The sequence below is a fragment of the Microbacterium sp. ISL-59 genome, from assembly GCF_018613945.1.
GTDB classification, from domain to species: domain Bacteria; phylum Actinomycetota; class Actinomycetes; order Actinomycetales; family Microbacteriaceae; genus Microbacterium; species Microbacterium oxydans_B.
Genome location: NZ_JAGGPG010000002.1, coordinates 1,498,806 through 1,523,165 on the forward strand (window position 1 = coordinate 1,498,806; position 24,360 = coordinate 1,523,165).

Genomic DNA, 24,360 nt, shown 5'->3' on the forward strand with positions numbered 1-24,360 from the left:
CTCGGCCGAAAGGACTCGTCATGAGCACGCAGAACTTCAACCTCCCCGACGTCGGGGAGGGCCTGACCGAGGCGGAGATCGTCGCCTGGAAGGTCGCCCCCGGTGACACGGTCGCGATCAACGACGTCGTCTGCGAGATCGAGACGGCCAAGTCGCTCGTCGAGCTGCCGTCGCCGCACGCGGGCGTCGTGGGCGAGCTGCTCGTCGCCGAAGGAGCGACGGTCGAGGTCGGTTCACCGATCATCACCTTCGTGACGGATGCGCGCGACGACGCCGGCCCCGGAGTCGTCGCCACGGCCGAGGCCCCCGCGCCGGAGGAGGGCGGCGGTTCGGTGCTCGTCGGCTACGGCACGGGCGGCGGTGCCACCTCGCGCCGCAAGCGCCCGGCCGAGCGTCCGGTGCGCTCCTCGGTGGGCGTGATCGCCAAGCCCCCGATCCGCAAGCTCGCGCGCGATCTCGGCGTCGACCTCACCGCGGTCGCCGCGTCCGGTGCCGACGGCGAGGTCACTCGCGACGACGTGGTCAAGCACGCCTCGCAGGCCAGCGTCTTCCGCAACATCGAGACCCCGGAGTGGGGCGACGTCCGTGAAGAGACGGTGCCCGCGCCGCAGGCCGCTCCGGCCGGACTTGCCCGCGGCCTCACCGCGACCCGTCCGTCCTCCGCCGGCGACGACCGCACCGAGTCGATCCCGGTCAAGGGTGTGCGCAAGGCCACCTCCTCGGCCATGGTGCAGAGCGCGTACTCCGCTCCGCACGTGACGGTGTGGAAAGAGGTCGACGCGAGCCGCACGATGGAGCTCGTGAAGCGGCTCAAGGCCTCGCCCGACTATGCCGACATCAAGGTCTCGCCGCTGCTCATCGTGGCCAGGGCCGTGATCTGGGCGGCTCGTCGCACGCCGATGGTGAACGCCGCCTGGATCGAGACGGATGCCGGCGCCGAGATCGCCGTGCGCCACTACGTGAACCTCGGTATCGCTGCCGCCACCCCGCGCGGCCTGCTCGTGCCGAACATCAAGGACGCGCAGGACCTGAGCATGAAGGACCTGGCGCGGGCGCTGAACCGCCTGACGCTCACGGCGCGCGAGGGAAAGACGCCGCCGGCCGATCAGCAGGGTGGAACGATCACGATCACCAACATCGGTGTGTTCGGGATGGATGCCGGCACCCCGATCATCAACCCCGGTGAGGCCGGCATCGTGGCGATGGGCACCATCAGCCAGAAGCCGTGGGTCGTCGACGGCGAGGTGCGCCCGCGCTGGGTGACCACGGTCGCAGGATCCTTCGACCACCGCGTGATCGACGGCGACGGCATGAGCCGCTTCATTGCCGACGTCGCCTCCGTGCTCGAGGAGCCCGCGCTGCTGGTGGAGTGAGCTATGAGACTGCGCTGAAGGTGCGATTTCTCTAATTGAAGTTGAACCAACTCAGCGAAGTCGATCCAAAACGACATTGTTGATCCCGGTGTGTAAAGGGATCCAGGGTTGGGAGGCTGTGAGATGGCACGTAAGGAAGCACGAGCGAATCCTGCAATGCTCTCTCCGAAGTGGCCGGACGAACCATCCGCGGATCCGTCGGGTGAGGCCGCTCGCCGCTTCGCGCTGAATCTGCGGGCCGCCATCGGGGAGAGGTCGGTGCGTGGGGTTGCCCGCGATGTCGGGCTGGATGAGGGAACGATCCGGAAGATTCTGTTGGGTGAGTCGTGGCCGGACCTGCGCACCATTTGGAAGTTGGAGTCCGCCCTCGAGGCTCATCTATACACCCGGAGCTAGTTGTCGTCCGACCGCGGGGAGAGGAACGGGAGTTCTTCCGTCGTTACGGACGACGACAAACACTGCGATTCCGGTCGTTCCTTCCGCAAAGAGCTTGTTCGATTCGATGAGCTGGCGGAACTCACTGCCAGCGATGAGGAGCATGGTGATGGCGACCAGGGCTGCAATGACAGTGCCCACAACCTGCACAGCACTCCAGAAGACTGCTTCGGTCATATCTCTGTTGTAGCGGTGAGCACAGACATCACGCCGACTGTCTGCGCCCACCTTTACGCTCGACCATGTTCGGCCGGAGGAAGGATTCGCCGGCTTGGGTACCAGCAAACGACTAACGCCGCTCTACGACAGACAGATGCAACACCGCTCCATTATTCAGGCGTCGAAGGCAGGACCACTGCAGTCACTATCGGATCGGGAACTCGCCCTCCGCGAGCACCCGGTGACGATCTACCCGCGCCCGTACAAGAAGGTCACAGCGTGGGTGAGATTCGGGCCGGAGGCGATCCGGGTAGATGCGGTCCTGATGCGCTCGACTCCGATGGCTGCAGGGATCGCCTTTCGTGCTGAGGGCGAGACGTTCCGCTGTTGGGTGTGGGGAAATGCGGTGACAGCGAACGAGGAACGGTGAATTCCGAGGTCAAGGACGTTCAGCGACACCACCCTCGACTGAACTGTCGAGGGCGGTACCGCTGACCGAGGCGCTTCAGGTTACTCTGGAGGTTCGCTGTGGATCGGAGAGATGCTGTTCGGTTGCGTGAGCGCATGGCAGGCAGGGCACCCTGAGCCGCGGTGAGCGCGGCTGGTGCCCGTCGTCACCCACGCGTGGTCGAGAGCGCACTTCCAGTGGATGCGGACGTGGGTCCCCGCGACGATGTCCTGCGGAGTCAGTGTTCCGTTGGCGTCCCAGTCCCATTCCGTGACGAGGTCCGGCCGAGTCGTGCCCATGTCGTTCCACCCGACGAGGAGGCGCTTGTTGGCGCAGGTTGGGCAGCCGCTGCCTTTGCGGCGGTCGCTCCCCCTGGCCTCCCAGGTGTGCGAGTAAGTGCACTTCCAGTAGAGCTTCGTCCCCGTCCCAGCGGTGACATCCGTGGGGTGCGTGTCTCCGTTCTCCTCCCAGTCCCACTCAGTGAGCCAGTCCGGTCGGGTGGTGGCCAGGTCGTTCCATCCCGACCACACCCGGGTGTTGGAGCAGAACGGGCAACCGGTGCCCTGCCGCGCACGCACGCTGACAATGGCGGGCCAGTCATGCCCCTCCTCACAGAGCCAGATGAGCGTGCGTCCACTCTTGCCCGTGACGTTGTCGGCGTTCCATGAACCGTTCCTGGTCGGGTGGACCTCGTCAGCGAGAGCGGGGAACATCGTGCGCAGGGAGTTCTGAGCGTTCACGACTTTGCCCCTGCAGACGTTGCAACCCTTGCCGATGGTCTGCCCGTGAATCGGAGCCTCATAGTCGTGGCCCTCGGCGCACACGAACCAAGCCTTTTCCCCGGAACCCGACAGTACGTCGTACGGGGTGAGGTCTCCGTTCAACGACTCGTGCCAGCGGGCCGCGACAGCGGGGTCAGTAACCGCGAGCGAGCTCGTGCGGTGAACCTTCTGGCGGCTGCAGTATGTGCACGACCCGCCGGACGTGCGCCGAGAGATGAGCATCTTGTACTCGCCGTGCGACGGACAGGACCACCAGGCGACCTGCTCGGACCCGGCTACGTAGTCGTCAGGTGTACGGTCGCCGTTGAGCGTGGCGTGCCAGGCAGAGGCGACATCGCTGTGGGTGACGGAGAACGCGTTGACTGCAGCGTCGACCGCCTTGTTGGAGCACACTGGGCACCCCACGCCTTTACTGCTCCGGTTGTTCAGGCTCTGTTCGAACGAGTGACGGGCCGAACAGCGCCAATGCACCTTGTCCGCGGAGCCCGCGATGACGCCATCGGGACGGAGCTCACCGTTCTTGTCCCAGTCCCATTCGGAAATCAGATGCTTGTGAGTGTCGGCGAGCGTATTGAAACCAGCGAGGGGCTTACGGTTGGCGCAGTAGCCGCACCCGCCGCTCTCCTTGGAGGCGCGCAGCATGCGAAGCCGTGACGAGAACAGATGACCGCGGGCGCAGACGTAGTCGTTCAGCTGGAACTCGTGGCGCACACGGTCGCGCCGCGTGCCGGGCTTACTCGAGGAGACGTACTGGGTCGCGTGGAGATGCTCTGCACGCGGGAGGCGGCACGTGCGCAGTTGCTCGAGCTCGTCACGCTCGTCGACGTTCCCCTCCTTCGGGGTGCACACGAATGCGTGCGGGTTGTCCTGGTCCTGGTGGCCAAGCGCCCGAATGAGAAGCCAGATGGCATCGACGAGCACGACGCACGCCTCGGTGTTCGCGATGTCGATGACGACCAGGGACAACGTCGCGTAACGCTCCTGCGCTTCCACGCCGCGGTCTGCGTACGCGTCGAGTGATCGTGGCCGGAACACCTGCTGGCCGATGCGCACGGCCAGGGTGAACCGCTGCGCTGCGTCGAGCGGCGCGCCCTCCGCGTCGGCCCAGTCGTCGACGCACGCGAGGACTTCGGCGAGACGATGAGCGTCCAGGGCGCCCTGCCTACGCAGCCGGCGGTACATGCGGTCTGCGCGGAGTGCTTCGACACCGACCCGGAACTGATCCTCGGGTGCGATGCCGGGGCCCACCCACATGAGGTGGCGGCGGCAGACGCGCGGGCCGTCGTGGGCGTCTTGCTCGACACGCTCTCCTGGGGTGCAGCGTGCGCAGCCGAACCGGTTGTCGAGTCCGGTGACGCAGTTGACGCAGGTCTCACCGTCAGCGTGGCGCGGGAGTGCGGCCCCGTCTCGGGCGAAGTGGCCGGTGCTGAGGTCGCCCACGGCCTCTGCGATGAGTGGCAGGGCATCGTTTCTTCCGAGGCCGGTGGCGCGCACGGTCGGCTTGACCCATGCACCCCAGGTGGCATCGGTGATGAGGTTCGCAGAGCGCAGGCGCCGTAGGTAACTGGCGACGGTCTCGAACGAGCCGGGGCGGACCGAGAACGGCCACGTGCGCTCAGGCAGCATGGGGTGCCTCCTCGGCGGCGGCCTTGGCCTCGGAGAGCAGGCGTTCGCTCGTCAGGTCGAGCGGGATGGTGTCGAGCAGCTTCTTCGTGATGATCTCGGAATCGGGGTCCTCGTTCTCGATGAGGTCGAGGGCGGCTGTCGTCAGCAGTCGGGAGAGCGCGGCGATGGAGCCGCGGGTACGCGTCCACAGGTAGGCGGCGTGTTCGAGCAGCGACTGCGGCGGGTGGGCGAGCAGTGCGAGCTGCTCCTCGAATGCCACGATAACGCCACTCCAGAGCTCGCGGCCGGGGATAGTGGTGATGTTGAGCTTGCCCAGGTGCACGGGTGCGCACCGCGAGGCGAACTGGGCGCCGAGTTCGTCGTTCGTGAACTGGGAGTTGCCCAGGTTGAACCCGACGTACATCGGGACGGCTTTGACGGCGTTCATGAGGTTCTTGATGGCTTGCGCGCTCTCGAACCGACCGGTGGCATTGGACTGGGCGAGGTTCTGAATCTCGTCAAAGACGACGAGGGACGTGTGCGACTTGGCAAACAGCTCGGTGACCAGACGCGTGCGCTCCTCCAGTGTTTGCCGGGGCACGACGGGCTCGCCGAAGAAATTGAGGATGCGTCCCATCAACATCTTTCCGGTGCAATTCGGCGGAATTTCCAGGTATACGACGGACACGTGACCGTCTTCTTTCCAGTGAGGGTGAAGGTTGACGTGTCGGCGGTGCGCCTCGCCCATGAGCCACACCGCTGCGGTCGTCTTCCCGGTGGTGGGTTCGCCGTCAAGGATGATGCCGGTGCGTCCGACAGGGCGGTGCGCGACGCGTGCAGCGCGTCGGTAGGCCAGCCTCAGCTGCTTGAGGGCGGGGGTGAGGATGACGATGGAGTCGGCGATGCGGCGGCTGCGTTCCTGGTTGAACGCGAGCTTCTTGGCATGGGGCCAGCTCTTGTACTCGTCGAGGGTGACACGGGCGGGTGTGACGTGGGCGCTGGCTTCGAGAAGTTCAAGCAGCTGTTCGCGCTGGTCGAAGTGACCGATGAAGTTGGACATTATCGTGTCTTTCCTGATGGGGGTCAGCCGATATCCAACTTCGCGAAGATCGAGAAGTCGTGGCTGCTGTCGATGGTGGGGGTGAGAACGGCGGCGAGGGTCTCTGTGGCTTTCGTCTCCTTGTCTTTCTTCTTCTGTTCGAGGGCAGCGGCCTGCACACGGTCGGTGGATTCGGTCATGGCTTCGTTGCGGAAGCGCACCATCAAGTCGTCCGCCTCCTCGTCACTGAACGTCAGCGTCTCGAGCGTCCGACGGTGGGCTTCGAGGCTGATGGCGTCGGCGAGCGGACGGGACCTGCCGCGCTCTTCGATCCAGTAGCAGGTAATCCATCCCGCGTCGCCGGAGGAGCGGAGCCAGATGCGGTGCTCGTCGCTGGGGTCGTAGCTGACGACGACCTTGGGGGTGGAGTTGTTCGACCGCTTGCGGTTTCGGAGGGGCCCGAGGTGCGGGCTGTCGTACATGCGCCCGTTCATCTCGATGCCGTCGGACTGAACGGTGCGCTCATCTCTGGGAAGCAGGGCGATGAAGTCCTCCTCTTGGAATGCGAGAACGAAGTGTCCGGTCAGCTCCACGCAGGCGGCGTACATCGAATTCGGGGAGTGGCTCCAGTTCTTTCGGTAGTCATCGTCGAGGCCCTCGTGACGACGGTTCTGCCACACCAGCGCCGTCCATTTATCGAGGAGCTCAGCGAGCTCGGCCAGGGTGAGCAGCGGCCCCTTGGCGACGTCCTTGCCTCGGTTCAGAACGTCACCGCCGGAGTACCCGGGGACGAACTGGCAGAACTTCGTCTTCACGGAGTGGAAGAATCGTTCCACGATGGCCTTCGCTGTGGGGTCGTGGATGGGCGTCTGAGTTAGGGAGATGCCGTACCTGTCGCATCCGGCGCCGAAGACTGTGCCTCGGAAGTCCTGACCGTTGTCGATGAGGATGCGCGACGGGAAGATGTAGGGACGGTATGAGTCGTAGGTCTCCAGCTGCTCCTTGCTCAGGTGCTTCGACCACGGCATCTGGGGGAGCCCGAAGGCGTCGTAGTCCTTCGCCCACGCTCGGATCTTGCGGGGCACGAGAGCGTTGGCCAGGAGCACCGCATGGTCGATTGCCTTCGGCGGCGCTTCCGTGAGGTTGAGGCCGACGACGCTACGGGTGCGCTTGTCGACCAACGCTGTGAGGTGCGGTCGACCGATCTCGTTGTTCGGCATGCGGACGAGGATGTCGAGCTCGGTCGCATCCATCTGACATTCGTCTCCCGGCCCGAAGACCTGGCGTGAGCGGTGCATGCGCTTCGGGGAGAGTGCCGCCGTCTCTCGCCTCTTCGCAGGGAGGACGGGGTTCTGGTCCCCGCCCATGTGCTTGACGAGCCGCTCCACCGTGGACAGCGACGGCGCCTTGGGCCGGTCCGCGGGGTCGGGGAACTGGTCCATCAGCATCGCCTTGAGCTCCGCGCGGATGACGGTGTACGTGACAGTCGACTTGTTCTCGTAGCCGACGATGAGCTTCGCCAACGCATTCTGGACGGCCTCGGGCACCCGAGCGAAAGCCTTCTCCTTTCGGCCCTCCCGTCGGTCGACGAGGCCAGCGACTCCCTTCTGCTCGAACGCGGTGAGGCGACGCTTCAGCGTGCCGAGGGGTACCTCGAAGCCCGCCTTCGAGAGCGCGAGGACCGTCGAGTCGAGACGCTTCGTCTTCGACACATGAGTGGCGAACTCCGGCAGCGGATCGCCTCCGTCGACGGGAGTGCCGTCGATGAGCTGCTGCAGGAAAGGGATGACGGCACGCTTGGTCTCGTCGAGACCGTCGAGGACCTCGTCGATGGGCTTCGCGTCTATGGGGTCCGAGGTTTCCAGCGTCTCCCCGGGCGGCATCTGGGCAGCGAGCTCGAGGTGGTGCATGACCTGGTAATCGCCGGTGAGGTCATCGCGGAGGCGGTAGCTGCCGTTGGCGAAGCTGACGAGGGTGAAGTCTCCGGCTTCGAGGTGGACGGTCTGTCCGAGGGTGACGGTGCGCTGCGCAATCATGGTGGTTCTCCTTAGCTGGGGTTATGAAGCGGTGAGCGGTGTGTGCTCGGTGAACGCTCGGGTGAGGTCGAAGGTGAGTTCCCGGCGCCACATCAGGTGGAAGAGGAACGGCATGAGTTCGCCGGGCATGTCGGTGGCGAGAGCGCGGCGTAAGTCGCCAAAGCTCTCATTTGCCTTGGCTGTGAGGAGAATGTGTTCCTCGATAGCGGCAATCGGCGTGTACCGGTGGTGGCGGTAGCGGCCCATCATCTCCAGATTCATCCGGACGATGTCGCTGAGCTGGTCGATGAGCGTGAATCGCCATCCGAGGACCTCGCACACTCGCGCGGTGTTGGCGAATGCGAGATCACTGGCCTCAGTTGTCAGCGCCCGAGGGTGTATGTCGATGACGTGCGCAGTGCCGTCAGCTTCACGAGCAAGATAGTCCGGGTAGTGGACGGTGCCGTCGGCAAACGTCATGAACATTGGCTGCGCGTCGACCCTGACGATGTCGTACAGGTGGTCGATGAGCATCATCCCGGCGTACTCGGCCATCGACTCATGAAAGACCGATGTGCGCGAACCGGCGCACCAGTAGTGACCGTGGTAAGGCCTCTGCCCCTTCCACTTCCCAGGTTTCCGCGTGCGCTCGCCGGGCAGGACCGTCAGTGCGGTCACGGGGTCGTTCGCGCGGATCGTATGGGTGAAGCGCCTGCCGTCGAACCACTGAATACGGTCGTACCCGTCACCGGGTGTAGCGCGGAGCATCTGGTACTTCATGAACTCTCCTTTGAGTTGCATCGGTGAACCTGAGAAGCAGTCTAGCAAAACTTAGGTCTTTTAGACCTAATGTCTGTTCTTCAGTACACTTTCCGTGTGTCAGACCCGCGATACGTGCCCAGAGATTTTCTGGTCTACCCCGGAGAGTTCGGGCGACTTCCTTCCCTGCAGTGGAGGCGGGTTGAAGAAGACTGGTCGCTGGAGCGGCGGGCGCAACGCGAGGCGTCTATCACTCAGCATCAGATTTCATATGGTGTGCGAGCGCTCTACATGCAGAAGCCGCGTTCGACGAAACTCACCGACCTTGCGACAGAGCTGCAGGTTGAGTACCACCGCCTGCAGAAGATGCTGAGAGGTGTCGTCGTCATGCAGATGGTCGACGTCGCCCGCTTGCGCCTGCTAGTTGGTGTTGACCAGGGCTGCTGGTCGGAACGCGGTGGTTTCACGCATTTCTCGTGGGGGGACTGCGGCTGCCATGGGCGGTGCACATCCCCCAACACGCCGGAGGAATAGTCATGTGCGGAATTCTTTCCGCATTTCGGCTAGGATGCAAGCACTTCTTCTGAGGAGGCTTCATGAAGGCACTCGAATACGCCTCGGACTTCGACATGCCTGACCGGCGCGTAGCGGTGTGCGGTGACTGGCACGGCAATGTTGGCTGGACGCGAACACTGGCCCGCGCAATCCCCGCACTCGCACCGGACGTGACGACGATCCTGCAGTTGGGCGACTGGTGGATCGACCCAGAAGTGGTCGACGAGGTCTTCTCTGACACGAGCATCAGCCGCATCTTCGTCACGCTCGGCAATCACGAGCCGTGGGATCAGGTCACCCCGCTCCTTGACGCGAACGCCGGTTCTGCTGTGCGGGTATCGGAGATCACCTGGCTTCTGCCGCGACCTGGCAGGCTTACTATCGGGGGACGCACGGTCCTGTCGCTTGGAGGCGCTGCCTCGGTTGACCGACTATGGCGTATCGAGGGCGCCGGTTGGTGGCGAGACGAAGCCATCACTGACGTCCAGGTTGCCGAAGCTATCGCCGGAGGCCCCGCGGACCTGATGTTGACGCACGAGTCGCCGGCCCGAACCCCGGTCCGCGCTGTGCGGGAGGTGTTGCGAACGAATCCCATGGGTTTCCCCAACGAGAGGCTCGCTGAGTCGATGGCGTCGCGAGACAGAGTGAAGCAGGTGTGGGATGCGGTACGCCCGGAGCTGTTGATGCACGGTCACATGCATGTCGCGGGCGGCGGAGCGACCGACGACGGGCGTCGAGTCGCCAGCTTCGGACGCGACACGATGCAGGGAAGCCTCGCGTTCCTTGATCTGCAAACGCTGCGGCTTGAGGTGCCGACCGTCCAGCAGATGCGAAAAGCGGCGTTTCCCGATGGGTGACGACGGCGGTCTCGGCCGTACTCGGCAGGAGCGGCTGAACGGCGTGCTCGAGGCGTTTCATTCCTGCCGCCTCGATGGGCTCAAGCCGACGCGCGCTGCCGTCCGTGACGGCTGGGACTACATCGAGGGGCGACGGACCTTGGACGAGCTCATCGAAGATGTCGTTAGACGGCGCACAGGCGAGCGATGACCGATGAGGGCCCCTGGGTCAAGATCATCGGCCCCTGCTACACCGTGTCGAGCATGGCACGCGCGCTCGGGTGGATGGAGGCTGAGGTCACCACCGGCGGGAACTCGCTTCGCCTCCTGATGCTCACGAGCGACGAGGGCGTGTTGCTGTTTCCCGCGTTCCAGGTCAATGCGGGAGCCATTGTCGCAGGACTGAGAGAGGTCCTTCGCGTGCTCCAAACGGGCGTCGAGGACCCATGGACCTGGGCGCAATGGTTGAATTCGGAACCGTCCGAAGCAGACCCGAAAACTAGCATCCAACTCTTGTATGACGGGCGTATCGACGAGGTGCTTCGCGACGCTGAGCAGGATGCGAGGTCCTGGAGCTCATGAATGCGGAAAGTGCTGTGACCGGAGACAGCGGATGGCGGAAGATCGTCGGGCCCTGCTACACCACAACTGGCGTCGCGCAAACGCTCGGTTGGGACGAGGAAGAGGTGCGGAAGGCCAGCGAAGACCTTCGTCTGCTCTGTGTGCGCACCTCAGACGGCGTCCTGCTATACCCGGCGTTCCAGCTGCACGACGGTCATGTCGTCGACGGGTTGCAGGAGGTGCTTCGGATCCTGCGAACCGGAACTGCGGGCAGGTGGACCTGGGTCCAGTTTCTCAACGTCGCTCTCCCTGGTCAGGCGCCGCACATTCAATGTTTGCGCGAGGGGCGCCTCCAAGACGTGCTTCGTGACGCACGACATGAAGCCGCTGCCTGGGGTGAGTGATGTGCGGCGTCACCGACGTCGGACTCGGATTCATCTCCGCGTTGAGCGGCGGCTACCGCAGTCGGACTCCGGGTGTCACTTCCAAAGCTATTCCGGACTACGGGCTTGCTGGAGCGATGTTCTTCGGACAGAGGATCTCGCGGACCTTCCGACGCTACGCTGACGCGCTTTCCACAGCTACTCCAGACAAACTGTTCGGATAAAGCCAGTTCATATCGCCTATTTCTGGCCACGAGACATCGCCCGGTGGTGCTCCAGAGCCGACCTAGTAGGGTGAGTTCCGCATCACGTTTCATGGCGACCTAATCTTCGCGGCTGTCGCTTGCGATGAGGACGGCCCGTTCGACCCTGAGCATGAGGCTCGTCTGGCCATCGCGCACCGCGCACGTTCCTCAGCAACGCCCGTGGAGATCCGGTTCCGGTCGAGAACTTTAGCTGGTGCGACGACAAATGGGGAGACGCCTGTCAGTCAACTGCGACCGCGCTTGCCCTTCCCCTTCTTGCCTGGGTTCAGACGCTTTGTCGTCCGGCGCGCCGACGGTGGAACTGGACGCCCCATGACCGCTGCGGGGATAAGCCCCATCTCGATAGCGGCGTCGTCGAGTTCCTTGTTCTCTTCGGGAGGGCTGTTGTCGTACCGGACCGAACGAACTTGTTGGTCCTCATCGAAGATGACCATGAGAGCGCGGTCTGATTTGATCTGATGCTTCTTGGTGAAACCGTAGATCGCAAGTCTGCGGTTCGCCTCGTGATCAGACATCCCCTTGGGCTTGGTGCCCATGAACAATGTTGGGTATCCCCAGGCCCCCGCAAAGGTCATCAGCGAGTTGTGGTGGAGTCCATCACTCGCCGTTGTCCTCACCAGGTGCTGCACCATGTCGGCGACGGAGTCTTGCCCCTCCTTTGCCAGGTTCAGAAGGTCCGCACTGAAACGAAACCACCCAGGTTTCCGCCCGTCCTGAAGAAAGTTCACGAGATCGTTCACAGCGGGCATCGCCTCGAATACGGGCTTCGGAGCATCCTCAGCGCTTGAACCCTCCTGGTAATAGACCCATGCATCCAGCGGATCCGTGTGCGTCATCACCCGCGTGGGCGTCGCGGACTCTCGGTACCGGCGGCGTTCCTTTCCTGTCGGCCGGGGAACGCCGAGGAACTCCTCGCTCACCCGGTCCGGGTCGGGTTCCACCCACAGGCCCCCGGCGAGGAACAGCATGAACAGGTCGAGCTCATCGATTGCCTTGAACGTCAATGACACCTCCGACTCCGTGCGGCGCCGTAGGTAGAGAAGGAACTCTGCCGGCCGGTCCATCACCTCGGCGATGATCGTGAGGTCGTGAAGCGTGATCAACCAGGGGAAACGTTCGCTCTTGATGACGTCGGCGCGCACGAGCTCGTCGAGCGCGGTCGATATGGGGCCGAAGTCATCGAGGAACACCGTCACAGACCGAATTTCCCGGATCTCAGACAGGTCCAGCCAGGTGCGATCCTCAAGCCACAGTCCACCATTCGTGCGGATGTGGTCCTCGAGCCGTAGTGCCTGGGCGGTCGCGCTTCCGACTGTGTCACGGAGGTCGGCAGAGAGTCGCTGTACGTTGCCGCGGCGAGCTGCGCTAGAAAGGCTTTTCGCTTTCACCTCCACACAGATCGCGACGTCTTCAACGAGGAACAGCCCGTCCGCTTCAGTCTGCTCAGCGAGAGAGGTGATGTTCTGGGCGTCCGGTCCTAATCGGGCGACGTCGACGGCGGGGTTTGCGCGGAAGTACTTGAGGTTCGTGTAGGTCGTACTCGTGCCGAGCAGTGCGGCGAGCCGTTGCAGCGCAAGCTCTTCACTCACCGTGACACGTCGCTTCTCGTACAGCTTGAACTTCGGGGCGGAGCGTTTCAGCGCCTCCTCAGCGACCAAACGGAAGCAGTCGGTGCCGATGGGCTTGCCCGTGGAGATATAGACACCATCCGCATCACGAACGAGGGACGCAGACCGGAAGGGATGGTCTCCGCTGAGGAACTTCCTCACCACGTCGAGAGCGTCGGTCTCCTCGAAAGACAGACTGAACAAGTCCAGGACGGCCTGAGCACGCGCGGGGTCAACGTCCGCAGACGGTGCGATCTCTTCCACGCTGAGGGTGGCCCGGCTGCCCGGCAGTTCCATCATGCTCGTCAATGCAATGCGTGCCTCAGCCAGGAACGCAGGGGCATTCGCTCTCGCGTCCCTCTGCTCGAACATGGCCGCCGTTGCGTCACGAAGCGCGAAGAACTTCTCGCCGTGCACCTGAGCAACGGCCTCTCGAACAGCCAGGAAGTCCTCGTAGCTAAAGCCGAGTGCCTCGACCAGCAGGTCGCCAATGTGCTCCGACGCGAACAACGCCGTGTTGATCTCGTCGTGGACATGCAAGTACTGCTTGAACTGCACCGTCAGGTCGTGACTGACATAGGAGGCGGATAGTGCGGTCAGAGGGCCGTACTTATCCCGCTCGCCTGAGTCGAGAAGCGTGAACGACCCCAGGGTGAGTATCTCCGCTGCGCGGTCATGAAGATCGGGGACTACCCCGGCCGGTCGCGTTTTACTGGTGGGAGGGTAGACCGGTGCTCGCTGGCCTCGCGCGAGCAGGATGAGGGCGATGAGCTCGCCCGCCGACGGTAGATTGTCTTCCACGCTCTCGCGGTAACCCTCCAGGAACATGGGGAGTTCCCGCATGCGCATCAGTTCGATCACATCGAAAGCGTCCGCGTCCTTCAACAACTCGACGATGTGGCTGACGTGCTCTTCGATGATCCCCGGACCACGTTTGACGTAGTCGCGGGGATTCTCGCCCTCCCCGAGTCGCCCGAGAGTTTCACCCATCCTCTGGAACGCGGCGGCGAGACCCTCATCGTCGGCGGAGATGATGCGGCCCGCGGGCAGGTTCGGCGATTGCTTCTTTGCCATGTGTTGCCCCCCTAGTCACGGGAACCATAGCGCTGACTGCAGACACGCGCCGATACGTCGGCGCACCGCGGAGCGGTCGGAGCAAGGCAGCTAAAGCGAAGGTTGCTCGTGCTCGTGCTCGTGCTCGTGTTCGTGTTCGTGCTCGTGCTCGTGCTCGTTCAGTTCTACGACCCCTCGCCACCAATGAACACCAGAGGGCGTGGCGCCATCTACCCGGACCTCGACAGGAAACTCCAAGCTCGCGGCGGCGTAGACGGTCTTCAACTGTCCAGGAATCCACGTCCTTAATGTCGGTGTCGACGCCCACGACCGGAAGTCCGGCAACCTGCGACGGTCGTCCAGCTCGGTGTAGAGCGGAACGTTCGCGGTCCCGTACGGAAGCGGCCGCTCCGACACGCGCTGCGCCTGAATCGTCGCGCCGGCGAGCTCTTCGCCCATCCATGTGATGTCGAAGCGGATGCCCCCGTCCACCCGGCTGGCGGCCACCTCAGCCACAGGCGCACGCACGTCTGTCGGCCGAACGGCCAACGCATCAGCCAACTTGTCCCTCGTTTTTCCTTCCACGAGCAGAACCCGGGGCTGGAGCCAGTTGCCGTTTGAGTCGATCCGACGGGCGTACCCTGCGATGAGCGCGGAGCGGAAGTCAGTGATGTCCCGATACTGACGCTCGCGCGGCCAGTACATGTCCAGGATGGACACACTGCGTTCGGAGCTTCCCGCAAGCCAATCGCGGATCATGGCGTTGATGTGTGCGTCGCCGAAGGAGTATCCGACGATGGTCAGGTGAGTGGCCCGGTTGAGCGCCGTTCTCGCAGCGAAGTTCAGCGCCAGGGTAGGTCCGTCTGTCGCCAGCTTCTCGCGGTCACCCACCACAATCCAAGGCAGATCCTCGTGGTAGCGGTCCGCTATCGCTTGGGGTGCGGTCACCTGAATCTTGCGAGGCGAGATCTGCGAATGCATGCCCGGTTCGGAGATGGACGCCCGCCAATCCAGCGAACCGTGGAGCTTCATCAAGTTCAAAGTGCCGTCCGCTGCGGGAAACTGCAGCGGCTCGCTGGGAGACGCGTTCTCGACGCCTCGGTTGATGGGCACCCCCGCGTTCGCTGCAGCGGTCTCCACGGTGAGGTCATAGTTGAGCGTGATGACGTCGAGGCCACCCGCCTGCGTTCGGGCGAGGTCCAGGAGAGGCGTGAAGTACGACACGTCCTTATGGTCGCCGAGGAGATCAACGAGCGATGAAAGGACGAAAGCCTCGGCGTCTCGGAAGGGCTGCTCGAGGTTGGGTTGCACGGCGGCCCGAGCGATCTCTGCGACCGCCTCGGTCACATCGTTGTCGGCGAAAGGGTGTCCGCTGACGAGCGTCTTGCCGACGGCGTTTAAGAGTTTCTCGCCCGCACGGGTGGGGAGTTCCGAGGAATCGAAGTTGTTTAGCGACGGCACCCACGAGGCGACAAACGGCGCGACTTCGTGGTCATTCCGAGCCTGCAATAATCGGACTGCGGAGACAAGCGTTTCGATGTTCACCGCCGAGAGGGGGTTGTTTCCCCTAGCGCCCAGGTGCCCGATCATGCCGGCGTACACGGCGTTCAGGGCGCGCACCCAGTCCGGTTTCAGCACGCTGGCTGATTCGTTTGCCCGCTCGACGATGGCCCTGGCAAGTCCCGAGGTCAGGAGCAATCCGGCGTCAGCGGATGCGCCTGCGCCGAGGAGAACGGCGACGCGTTCACCAGCCATGGGCGCCTCGCCATCGGGTACCGCCTCTCCAGCCCCTAGCGGCGGAGCAGCAAGAGAGGTGTCAGCGGTGAGATCGTCACTCATGCCGACAACCTATCGGGGGCGCTGCGGGACTCGTGCGACACTTCCGAACCGCGCACGCTGACGGCGCTGGTCTTCGAATGGTCACAGCGAGTCCGGGATCCGGTTCGCGACCTAGGGGCCCCAGACAGATCTACTTTCGACTGACCCCGGAAACACTCCGAAACCCTTCGGCGAGCTCCGCGATACCCTCCCGATAGCGCCCGAAAGGTGGAGGCACACTCCGAGCCGAAGAATGCACACATGCTTCATGTCTGCGCCGGCGGGCTGAGCCTTGCTTTCTCGTGCGCCTCCATCAGATCTGTAGATAGCCGTCCTCGAACCCCGACCGGGTAACCGTTCGCGATACCCCAAGCACGAATCTCGCCCGGTGAGGCGGTGGTCGCGGTCGGCCGAGACGTGCTGATTGCCACTCCCGTCGTGGTTGCAGTGGGAACGACGCGCCTGGAGGCAGGTGCCGCGGCGGTCGCCGGTTGGAGATGCTTGACCAGTACCGCGTAAGTCTCGGGGTCGACGATGCGCGTCCCGAGTGCCTGCGCTCGCTCGAGCTTTCCGCCGGCGAACGATCCATCGGTCACCAACATTGCTGTCAACCCAGACACCGTGCCGAGGACCCGTACACCCAGTTCTTGCGAGCGTTGCTCCAAGCGAGTCCGTTGCCGTTCATGCTCGACGAAGCCGGTAAACACCACCCTGTCGCCGACGCGAAGAGGGTCCCCATGGGGCCAATCGATGGGTAGCGCGCCAAGCTTTGCGCTCAGCCGGGCCTTGCGGGCGGCGTCCGCCTCCGTGATGAGGCTCGGGACGAGGTCGGCGGGCAGCCGGAGGGACGACGCGATTGCCTCCAGCTGTGCGCGTTCATCGCCGGACACATGTCCGTCGTCGAGTGCCTTATGCGCGAGCGTTTGAAGGAGCGCGGTGTGAGCAGCCGTCACGTCGGTCTCGTCGAGATCGTAGACCTCGACAAGGTCCTGCAGAGCGGTCGCTTCCTGATTAGAAATGACGCCGTCCTCAAGCGCATCCAAGAGCGTTTCAACGTAGGTGAGCGACCCGGCTGGGGCGCCTTCGTCGATCACTTCCGCGAGGCTGAGCTCCGTCAGTTGTGCGATGAGTGCGGGCCGCGTCGGCCTCGCTGTCGCGATGCGGACGCGACCTGAAGCGTGAGCCGTTGGCTCCTTCGGGAGGAACGCGAGCGGTGGCCGCGCGGGGCCTGCCGGCCAGACGACGCTTCGCGCTTCGTGTGGCACCGACATGAGAGCCGGGTGAGGACGAACCCGATCCTGTGACTGGAGATAATGGCGGAGGAGGCCAGCGGTCGCGCGCGCGTCCCCGAGCGCGGAGTGAGCGTCGTGCAGCGGGACTCGAGCGCTCCAACAGCAGTCAACCAGGCGGCGCCGGTCGAGGTTGGGTAAGTAGTGGTGGCTGCCGTCGAGCGTGCAGTACGCGGGTAGCCACGGAACGTCCCAGCCAGCACGCCGGAACTCCGCCCGGAGGAAGGCGAGGTCGAAGCGGGCGTTATGGGCGGCGATAGGCAGGCCGGCGATGTACGGGACGATGGAGGGTGCGACGTCGCGGAAGAGCGGAGCGTGGGCGACATCGGCTTGCGTGATGCCATGGATGTGAGACGCGCCGACCGGGCCCTCGGGGTTGAACCTGGTCGACCACTCGTCGACCACGTGACCGCTTTGATCTACGCGCACTACAGCTAATTCAAGAACACGGTCCTTCTTGGGCGACAAGCCCGTTGTCTCGACGTCGATGATCGCAAAGTAGGGCGGCGTCCCGGCTGAGACTGGTGTGGTGGTTGCCCGTGCCATTGATGTCGTCTTGTCGCCGCCGAAGAACAAGCGATTGAGCCAGCTCATCCCACCCCTTTGCTTCCGTCGCCAACAAGCTGGCGCGCGTCACCATCATGCCGCGGACCGCGGACAGAACGGTGATCCCGAGTCGCTCCCGCCTCTGTGTTCTCGGAATTGACCGCGTGAGAATCGAGGGGTCGAGGTCTGTCCCATCCGCGGAAGAACCCCTCGCGTGCCACCCATGAGATTGTGCCACCTCGACCCCGTGCCTCGGCCCGTGAAAACCGTGCGCCTCACCGGTTGCCCGGCCGCTCATGCCATGGGCACCTCTTGCACCCGCCCGACAAACGTCGGTCGGGATGCTCTGGTGGGTCTCGTGCCCATCACGGCAACGCCAGTGGTGCTTGTCGGTCGAGCCGCGCATCACCTCGTCCGGGTTCTTCCGGTTGAGATAGGGGTGCCAGTCGACCACGAGCGCCAGGTCCGTGGTGATGAAGTCGTTGAACCCGGCGAGGATGAGCCGACCGGCACAGTATGGGCAGTCGCATCCTCGAGTGCGTGCTTCGAGGCGCATCTCGAAGGTGTGCTCGTGACCACTCTTGTCGCAGAACCAGACGACGTCGAGCTTGGAGCCCTTCGTGTAGTCGGCGGGCTCGCGCCCTTCATTGAGTTCCGGCAGCCATGTCGGGACCAGGTGCGGGTGAGTGTCGACGATGCTGCGCCCGGAGGTGCGGGTGCGCTGCTTTTTGCAGTCAGGGCAGGTCTTGCCGCGGACGCGTGCCTTCGCGGAGGCGCGATACGGGTGGTCCTGCGGGCACAACCAGTCCCGCGTCTTGGGGTCGCTCGCGTTCAACTGGGTAGCGGACTTCGCGTAGGCCTTGCTGGGGTTCAGCTCTCGGGCGATGCGGGGGTGGGTGGTGGCGAGGTCGTTGATGCCCGTGATGGTGACGCGGTTGAGGCACACGGCGCACCCGGCGTCGTTCACGGTGCGGTTGAAGGGCATCACCCGGAACGGGTGCTGCTTCTCCTCGCACTGCCACCAAACCACCGTGTGGCTCCGGGCCGAGATGTCGGAGGCGGTGGCGTGTCGATGAGTCTGCCCTGAAGTTGTTAGCGTTGGATATGTCCAACGGGCAATTCCGCGCCGACATGGCGCAGCGCCCTCAGTAGATCTTGGTGTGCGATGTGGGGTCAGGAAGCAGCGATACGGCTCGGTGCGGTCGTGCGCGAACATCGCATTGACCGTGGCATATCGCAGGAGATGCTCGCCCGCGGGGTCGGGATCTCAAAGAATCAGATGCAGCTCATTGAAGCCGGGCGCTCGGCCGGGGCGAAGGACGACGCTCGACCCTCGAACCCCCAGATGTCGACACTTTCCGGGATCGCCCACGTACTAGAAGTCTCAGTCGCGCAGCTGATGACAGAGTCCGGCCTTTAGCCGGAACCCGGCTCGGTTCAGTCGGACTGGCTGTGCACGCGAGTTCAGCCGCCAGAGCGAGCGAGATAGTCCTTCCGGAGGTCTTGGACCGTGAGCAGCGCTCTCGAGGCTGCTGACCGTGATCCACCGACACCCTTCACGGAGTCCGCAAGGAGTGTCGGTGTCGCGAGAAGCGAACGCCGACCAGCTGCTTCTGGAAGTGTCCGCGTCTGGCGAACGAGGTCCCGGAACTGCAGATCCGTGATCGTTTTCAGATCGCGCAGTCGCTGTGCCAGTACCCGTGGCCGAACGCCCCACCGGTCCGCGGCTGACGCGAGATCGAGATCCGGGCGGAGGGTATCGTCGTCGCGAACATCGCGGCCCGGCATGAGGAAGCCGGCTGCGAACATATCGGCGTCTCGCTCTGGTTCTTCGGAGAGTTCGTCAACGAAGGTGAGGTGACCGAGCTCGTGCGCGATTGCCCAGGCAAGGTCAGTTTTCGACGCGGACGAGTCTAGGAACATGAGGTATTGACCGCCCTCGGATGATGACAGGACAGCGTTGGAGGTGATGGCGGTCAGGTCGCGGTAGATGCAGATGATGCCGTGCGCCTCGAGCTCTGGCAACAGCTTGTTGATGGGGCCGGCGGGCAGCAGCCAGCGTCGGCGAAGGCGTTCGGCGAAGTCGTGGGGGTGGGTGTAGCCGTCGGGGTCACGGAGCACGCCGGTGAGCGTGGTTCTGGCAAGCAGGCTCACGTGCGCATGCGCCATCGTCACAGACGCGAGGAAGAGGTTGCGCGCCGTCCGAGGAAGCGACGCTTTGAATGCGTGCAAGATCCTCGGGCTCGGGTCCGGTTGCGCCATCAGCTCGCGAGGAATGGCCAGCGCGGCCGCGATGGCGTCGACAACCGCCGGTTCCGGGGGCTGTTCCCGGGACTCGATCTGGGAAACGGTCCACTGCGAGAGGCCCGCCGCTTTCCCGAGGTCAGTCTGCGTCCATCCGTGCATTACGCGCGCCGCCTGCATCACGGAACGAGGAGGTTGAGGCACGGGTCAAGCCTAGAACGCAGCCCCACACGTGCACCACTAAACCTCAATATGGTGTGTATGTATAAGTCGGAGCCACGGGAAACAGGGGGAATCGAACCTCGTTGGCGAAAGACGCCAAGTCCTGCCAAGGAGACCTTGGCTGGAGGGATCCCAGTGTTTTCAAGGGTTTGAGAGGCCCTGGCAAGGTTGCCAAGTAGTAATTGTTCTTCATGAGAGATCAAAAGAAGAAGTAGAGATAAGGGGCAACTTCTCTTCTGAAATCCCCTACAGGGCACTCCCCGCACTTGGTCGCCTTGGCAGGCTCACCGCCTGCCCAACTCCCGGCAGGGATCCGAAGGCATCGCGACCTTGGCAATGACCTTGGCAGCAGCTTGGAGTCAAAGAGTCTCAAAGTACTTTCGGAGCATCCTCCGATGGACCCCCGTTTCCGCCGCAGGGTAGAAGGCGAGAGAGAGGCGCGGAGAACACATCCCCGGTCGAAGCAGCCTGCGAGCTGCCGAGCGCGCCGCGACCGTTGCAGGAGGAGGAGTCCTCGCGCCGGGGCCGGTGTTCAACCTGTGACAACTACACAGAGCCGCAACACACCTCTGAAATCTCGCCCATCAGCTCGGCCCGTGTAGCGCTGTCGCGCGAGGACTCGGCAACGTCGACAGTTCGATGCGGCGGGCGTCATGCCTCGGCGGCGTCTCGAATCTGATGGAGACTGGGCGCCTCCATCCGAAGCGTCCGCATGTCAAGGAATCCGAGGTTGCCCTCCTGGCCGTCTCGGCCGAGGCTCGCCACGCGTCGTCCGTCCTTCGTCGCCCCACCTCCGGGGATGTGCAGATGCCCATGCAGGAGCAACTCGGGGCGAACCGCGTCCCATACCTCGGTCACGCGAGCGCGAGACGCCGCGGACTCGGCAAGCGTATCCTTGGGAAGCCTCCAGGGGTTGGTCCGTAGCAGCTCTCGGACGGCGCGCACGGGGCTGCCGGCGGGCGACTCGTGAGTGAGCATGACGTCTGCGGGCCCACCGGCGATTGCCTCGGCAACGTCCTCGTCGCTGATGGCTTCCTCTGGCCACCATGTCAGTCCTTCGATACGGGAGTGGCGGTCGATAGATGCCGCGCCTCCGAGCGAGAGAACCTTGCGTCCACCGATGGTGAGGCGCGCCGGTCGCGCGAGGAGCCAGGTCATGCCAGATACGCGCACAGAAGCGCCAGGATGGGCTTCGAACAGGGGAGTGATCTGACCGAAGTTCTCGTGGTTTCCGACGCAGACGAGGACCGTGTCGATGCCGGCGTTCTTGAACTCCGAGTCCATGGCGGATGGTTTCATGCCCCAGTCTCCGAGCTGCACGATGGTCGTCACGTCCGGCGCCAGGACCGGCAGTGCACGAGCTAGCATCCGTACCCAGCCGACGCTGCCGTGCCAGTCTCCGCACCCGGCCACGCGCTCGTCAGGTAACGCGAGATGCGTCGCATGCTCGAGGACTTTCATGAGGTCTTGGCCTGCCCACGGCTCGCACCGCGACTACCGCCCCGGGTCAGTTCGACCAAAGCGAGTTGCAACTCGGCATCGGCCGCTCCGGTTGCCTCGCCACCTCGTCGAGCGCTGACCGTTGCGTAGTTGATAGCGGACGAGCTACACGTTGGGCGGTTCCGGTAGCCGACCGTAGCGCCCATTCTCAACTGCTCCACGACGAGGCAGCGTGTCGCGCATCTCGAAGCACCTCTTCGAGTTGACTCGCGCCAAGCTGCTCGATGGCGCTGGGCGCTGTCTCCTCGGACTCATCGTCCACCCGCGTGTTCAACCATTGCGCCCAAGTCCGCGGATCGTGCGTCCCAAAAGCCAGCGCGGTCATGACGTCGGCGAAGCCATCCACCAGCCGCCCCTCCCCGACCTGGAAGGCCGGATAGAGACGATGTCCTCCCGAGACTCGAGCGCAAGCAGCGTCGACAAGGTCTCGTCCGCGACCTGTTCTTCTGTCCATCCGAGCTCGCGGGCGATGGTGGCCGCGGTGTAGCACGGGCCAATGGTGTCGGCCCAGGGGGGCGGTACGTCGATGCTCATCGTTCCAGCTCCTCGGGGCTGTTGGGGATGCGGGTGTGGCGAACGATGACGTCCTGGATGATCTCGTCCAGAGTTCGACGCCCTCGACGTAGTCCCAGGCGTCACGGATGGCCGCGGGCGTGACCCTGAGCCCGTCCAGACGTACCGAGTGCAGCGCCTCCAGCGATCCGATGAAGCGCTCGTCACGACTCGTGCGCATGTCCTACTCCTCGCTGTTCGGCTTCAGCGGTGCCAACGCGCTGTAAATTGAGTCTTGCTTCGCGGCCGCTGCGATACCGCATGACCATCTTGACATGGTCGAGTGTTGATTTGTGGACAAGGTCAGTTGGGCACTGCAGGATGCCGCCTGAACCTTCCACAAACGATGGCCCTCGCCGTTCAGATCAGGTGTCCACAAGACCGCGTTCGGCTCCGAAGTTCTAGGGTGATCTCTCATCGAGCTCAGCAACGGCTGCCTCGGCCAGTTCTCGTCACCCGTGCATCGGCGGAGGGACCGGCCACTCGCTCCGCCAAGGGGGGTCTGACCGCGCCTTCGCCTGTCCTGCCGTGTCGTCATGGCTATCGAACTGAACCGACCCGCCGTGAAGTTTGCTCGTTCACTCGTTCGCGAAGGCAGGGTCGTCCGCGACGAACGCGCTGACTGGTCCGAGGCAGCACCCAGCGCCGATGAGGAAAACAGATTCATCGAGAAGCATGGATGGACCCAGTTCTCCCACTGGCACCTCGGCGTCGACAGAGGCGAGAACTCCGAGACGAAGCAGGCTTACACCTTCCCCTTCGGGGACTTCCGAGCGGTTCGGCGCTCCGGTGTCATCTCGACGGAAAGCCGCGCGGGGCAGCACGGTCACACCGAGATGAAGGAAGAATTGCGCAAGCTTCTCGAACTCATCGACTCGGCGGACGGCTAACAAGCGACGCGCTGTTCGGGAGCCGGTGTGCTGCTCCCAACGGTCACTCGCCGGGCGATTCGGTCTGGCGGTTCTGGCGCGGGATCCATACTTTTCGGATGATGATCAGAATCGACGCGGTCAACGGGATGGCAACGAGCGCTCCGAGGAGGCCCAGGAGTGTGGCACCGATCATCGCCCCGATGATCACCAGCACGCCGGGCACCGCGGCTGCCTTGCCCATGACCCGCGGCGTGACGACGTACGCCTCCACCTGAATGTAGACGAGGTAGCACACCATGAAGATCAGCGCTGCCATCGGGCTGACGAGCAACGTCGCCACACCGCCGATCCCGAGGAACACGAGGGAACCGATCATCGGGACCAGGGTGATGAAGAACGCGACGATTGCCATGACCGCCGGCACCGAGGAGCCGACGGCGAGCTGGATCACGAACACGACGAGCGCGTTGATGGCCGACAGCGCGACGCCGCCCGCGACGACTCCCCCGACCGACTGGGTGATCTCCTCCAGGAGCGCGACGAAGCGGTCCCGCCGATACAACGGGACGAGATTGGCGACCGCCTCTCGAATGCTCTGCAAGGACGAGAGGAAGTACAGCGTGAGGACGACGACCATGATGAAGCTCGAGATGGCACCGATCACCCCGAATCCCGCTTTCAGCACTCCGCCGGAGATCGCGAGGAAGGAGGAGAGTGTCGTGAGCGACCGGAGTCCGTCGGCGATGAGGGCGGAGAGGTCGACGCCGAGGTTCGCCTCGAGCGAGAGAAACCAGTTGCTCTGCTGCACGGCGGCGATGGTCTCGGGTGCAGCCTCGACTGCTGCGGAGACCTGGCGGACGGTTGTCGGGACGAGGACGAGCAGGATCGCAGCGACGACGCCGAGGAACACGACAGCCACCATGGTGACGCCCGCGGCTCTACTCGCCCCCTGCCGTTCGATGGCGCGCACCGCAGGATCGAGGCCGAGGGCAAGGAACATACCAAGGAAAATCGAGATGAGAACCGTGGAGATCCCGGCGACGGTAGCGGCCAACGCAATGGCCAGCAAGACGCCCACCGCGACGGAGAAGCCGGAGAGCAACGGCTTCGCAGGGAGCACGAGCTGAAGCCGCGAATGCCGCCGTACGCCCCCTCGCTTCGGCTTTGGTCCAGGTTCGATCTCGTCCACACATGCACGCTACGGGAGGACCGGGGGCGCACGCATGCCCCTCACCCGTTCCTGGTGACCACGGAGACTCCGCCCTATACTCGCTGACACGCGCCTGCGCGGGCCGAGCGCGACCCTTCGACACGATCTGACACAGCTTCACCACGATGAGTGACATCGGGAAGGTTGGCGAGACGATGAGCGACGAGACAGAAGGCCAAGAGAGACAGCACGGCGTGCGGCGTCGCACGCTCCTGAGGGGCGCAGCGTGGT

20 protein-coding genes and 1 pseudogene are annotated in these 24,360 nt (G+C 64.1%); 8 read left to right on the plus strand and 13 right to left on the minus strand.

What is annotated here, in order from left to right; all coding sequences use genetic code 11:
- The first annotated feature begins 20 nt into the window (after positions 1-20).
- Together J7E45_RS11310 and J7E45_RS18260 are read left to right on the plus strand one after the other, a co-directional pair.
- Complete coding sequence (locus tag J7E45_RS11310) at positions 21-1,373, plus strand: dihydrolipoamide acetyltransferase family protein (protein WP_215069225.1); 1,353 nt, start codon at positions 21-23, stop codon at positions 1,371-1,373.
- Between the two features lie 156 nt (positions 1,374-1,529).
- Positions 1,530-1,769 carry a helix-turn-helix domain-containing protein gene (locus J7E45_RS18260; protein WP_374225468.1) on the plus strand — a complete coding sequence of 80 codons (240 nt, stop codon included), beginning with the start codon at positions 1,530-1,532 and terminating at the stop codon, positions 1,767-1,769.
- Here the strand turns inward: J7E45_RS18260 and J7E45_RS11320 are convergent.
- The 5 genes from J7E45_RS11320 to J7E45_RS11340 all read right to left on the minus strand — a co-directional run bounded on the left by J7E45_RS11320 (position 1,752) and on the right by J7E45_RS11340 (position 8,636).
- Positions 1,752-1,985 carry a hypothetical protein gene (locus tag J7E45_RS11320; RefSeq protein WP_215069230.1) on the minus strand — a complete coding sequence of 78 codons (234 nt, stop codon included), beginning with the start codon at positions 1,983-1,985 and terminating at the stop codon, positions 1,752-1,754. The two genes, J7E45_RS18260 and J7E45_RS11320, sit on opposite strands and share 18 nt — an antisense overlap.
- 492 nt (positions 1,986-2,477) lie before the next feature.
- Positions 2,478-4,823 (minus strand): zinc-ribbon domain-containing protein, encoded by a 2,346-nt coding sequence (locus J7E45_RS11325; protein WP_215069232.1) that lies wholly within the window; start codon positions 4,821-4,823, stop codon positions 2,478-2,480.
- Positions 4,813-5,862 (minus strand): TniB family NTP-binding protein, encoded by a 1,050-nt coding sequence (locus tag J7E45_RS11330; protein WP_215069234.1) that lies wholly within the window; start codon positions 5,860-5,862, stop codon positions 4,813-4,815. The genes J7E45_RS11325 and J7E45_RS11330 overlap by 11 nt, the downstream gene beginning before the upstream one ends.
- Before the next feature lie 23 nt (positions 5,863-5,885).
- Complete coding sequence (locus J7E45_RS11335) at positions 5,886-7,877, minus strand: Mu transposase C-terminal domain-containing protein (protein WP_215069235.1); 1,992 nt, start codon at positions 7,875-7,877, stop codon at positions 5,886-5,888.
- 21 nt (positions 7,878-7,898) lie between these two features.
- Complete coding sequence (locus tag J7E45_RS11340) at positions 7,899-8,636, minus strand: TnsA-like heteromeric transposase endonuclease subunit (RefSeq protein WP_215069237.1); 738 nt, start codon at positions 8,634-8,636, stop codon at positions 7,899-7,901.
- Positions 8,637-8,732: 96 nt separating this feature from the next.
- Between J7E45_RS11340 and J7E45_RS11345 the strand changes: the two genes are divergently transcribed.
- From J7E45_RS11345 to J7E45_RS11360, 4 genes are all read left to right on the plus strand, one after another.
- The gene (locus tag J7E45_RS11345) at positions 8,733-9,149 is read left to right on the plus strand and encodes a hypothetical protein (protein WP_215069239.1); all 417 of its coding nucleotides are present in this window, start codon (positions 8,733-8,735) and stop codon (positions 9,147-9,149) included.
- 62 nt (positions 9,150-9,211) lie between these two features.
- The gene (locus J7E45_RS11350; RefSeq protein WP_215069241.1) at positions 9,212-10,027 is read left to right on the plus strand and encodes a metallophosphoesterase; all 816 of its coding nucleotides are present in this window, start codon (positions 9,212-9,214) and stop codon (positions 10,025-10,027) included.
- Positions 10,020-10,217, plus strand: a complete 198-nt coding sequence (locus J7E45_RS18265) for an antitoxin VbhA family protein (RefSeq protein WP_215069243.1) — start codon at positions 10,020-10,022, stop codon at positions 10,215-10,217. The genes J7E45_RS11350 and J7E45_RS18265 overlap by 8 nt, the downstream gene beginning before the upstream one ends.
- Positions 10,214-10,588 carry a hypothetical protein gene (locus tag J7E45_RS11360; RefSeq protein ID WP_215069246.1) on the plus strand — a complete coding sequence of 125 codons (375 nt, stop codon included), beginning with the start codon at positions 10,214-10,216 and terminating at the stop codon, positions 10,586-10,588. The genes J7E45_RS18265 and J7E45_RS11360 overlap by 4 nt, the downstream gene beginning before the upstream one ends.
- 852 nt (positions 10,589-11,440) lie before the next feature.
- Here the strand turns inward: J7E45_RS11360 and J7E45_RS11365 are convergent.
- The 4 genes and pseudogenes from J7E45_RS11365 to J7E45_RS17955 all read right to left on the minus strand — a co-directional run.
- Entirely contained in the window at positions 11,441-13,897 is a 2,457-nt protein-coding gene (locus J7E45_RS11365) for a hypothetical protein (RefSeq protein WP_215069248.1), read from the minus strand.
- Positions 13,898-13,987: 90 nt separating this feature from the next.
- Complete coding sequence (locus J7E45_RS18070; protein WP_215069250.1) at positions 13,988-15,715, minus strand: SIR2 family protein; 1,728 nt, start codon at positions 15,713-15,715, stop codon at positions 13,988-13,990.
- A gap of 245 nt (positions 15,716-15,960) precedes the next feature.
- Complete coding sequence (locus J7E45_RS11375; RefSeq protein ID WP_215069252.1) at positions 15,961-17,577, minus strand: exonuclease domain-containing protein; 1,617 nt, start codon at positions 17,575-17,577, stop codon at positions 15,961-15,963.
- Positions 17,578-17,881: 304 nt separating this feature from the next.
- Positions 17,882-18,745 (minus strand): annotated as a pseudogene (locus tag J7E45_RS17955) (zinc-ribbon domain-containing protein); the annotation flags it as partial.
- Between J7E45_RS17955 and J7E45_RS18270 the strand changes: the two are divergent.
- Positions 18,695-18,949 (plus strand): helix-turn-helix transcriptional regulator, encoded by a 255-nt coding sequence (locus J7E45_RS18270; protein ID WP_215069254.1) that lies wholly within the window; start codon positions 18,695-18,697, stop codon positions 18,947-18,949. The pseudogene J7E45_RS17955 and the gene J7E45_RS18270 overlap by 51 nt on opposite strands.
- A gap of 44 nt (positions 18,950-18,993) precedes the next feature.
- Here J7E45_RS18270 and J7E45_RS11395 read toward each other — a convergent pair whose 3' ends face one another.
- The 3 genes from J7E45_RS11395 to J7E45_RS17960 form a co-directional block, all read right to left on the minus strand.
- On the minus strand, positions 18,994-19,977 hold the full coding sequence (locus tag J7E45_RS11395) for an XRE family transcriptional regulator (protein ID WP_215069257.1): 984 nt from the start codon (positions 19,975-19,977) through the stop codon (positions 18,994-18,996).
- 669 nt (positions 19,978-20,646) lie between these two features.
- Positions 20,647-21,456, minus strand: a complete 810-nt coding sequence (locus J7E45_RS11400) for a metallophosphoesterase (RefSeq protein ID WP_215069259.1) — start codon at positions 21,454-21,456, stop codon at positions 20,647-20,649.
- A gap of 360 nt (positions 21,457-21,816) precedes the next feature.
- A complete protein-coding gene (locus J7E45_RS17960) occupies positions 21,817-22,029 on the minus strand; it encodes a hypothetical protein (protein ID WP_251053623.1) in 213 nt (70 codons plus the stop codon).
- A gap of 554 nt (positions 22,030-22,583) precedes the next feature.
- On the opposite strand from J7E45_RS17960, the gene J7E45_RS11410 reads away from it, so the two are divergent.
- Positions 22,584-22,937: a hypothetical protein gene (locus J7E45_RS11410; protein WP_215069264.1), complete on the plus strand. Its 354-nt coding sequence runs from the start codon at positions 22,584-22,586 to the stop codon at positions 22,935-22,937.
- A 43-nt stretch (positions 22,938-22,980) separates the two neighbouring features.
- On the opposite strand, the gene J7E45_RS11415 is transcribed toward J7E45_RS11410, so the two are convergent.
- Positions 22,981-23,988 (minus strand): AI-2E family transporter, encoded by a 1,008-nt coding sequence (locus tag J7E45_RS11415; protein ID WP_308162126.1) that lies wholly within the window; start codon positions 23,986-23,988, stop codon positions 22,981-22,983.
- Positions 23,989-24,360 lie beyond the last annotated feature (372 nt).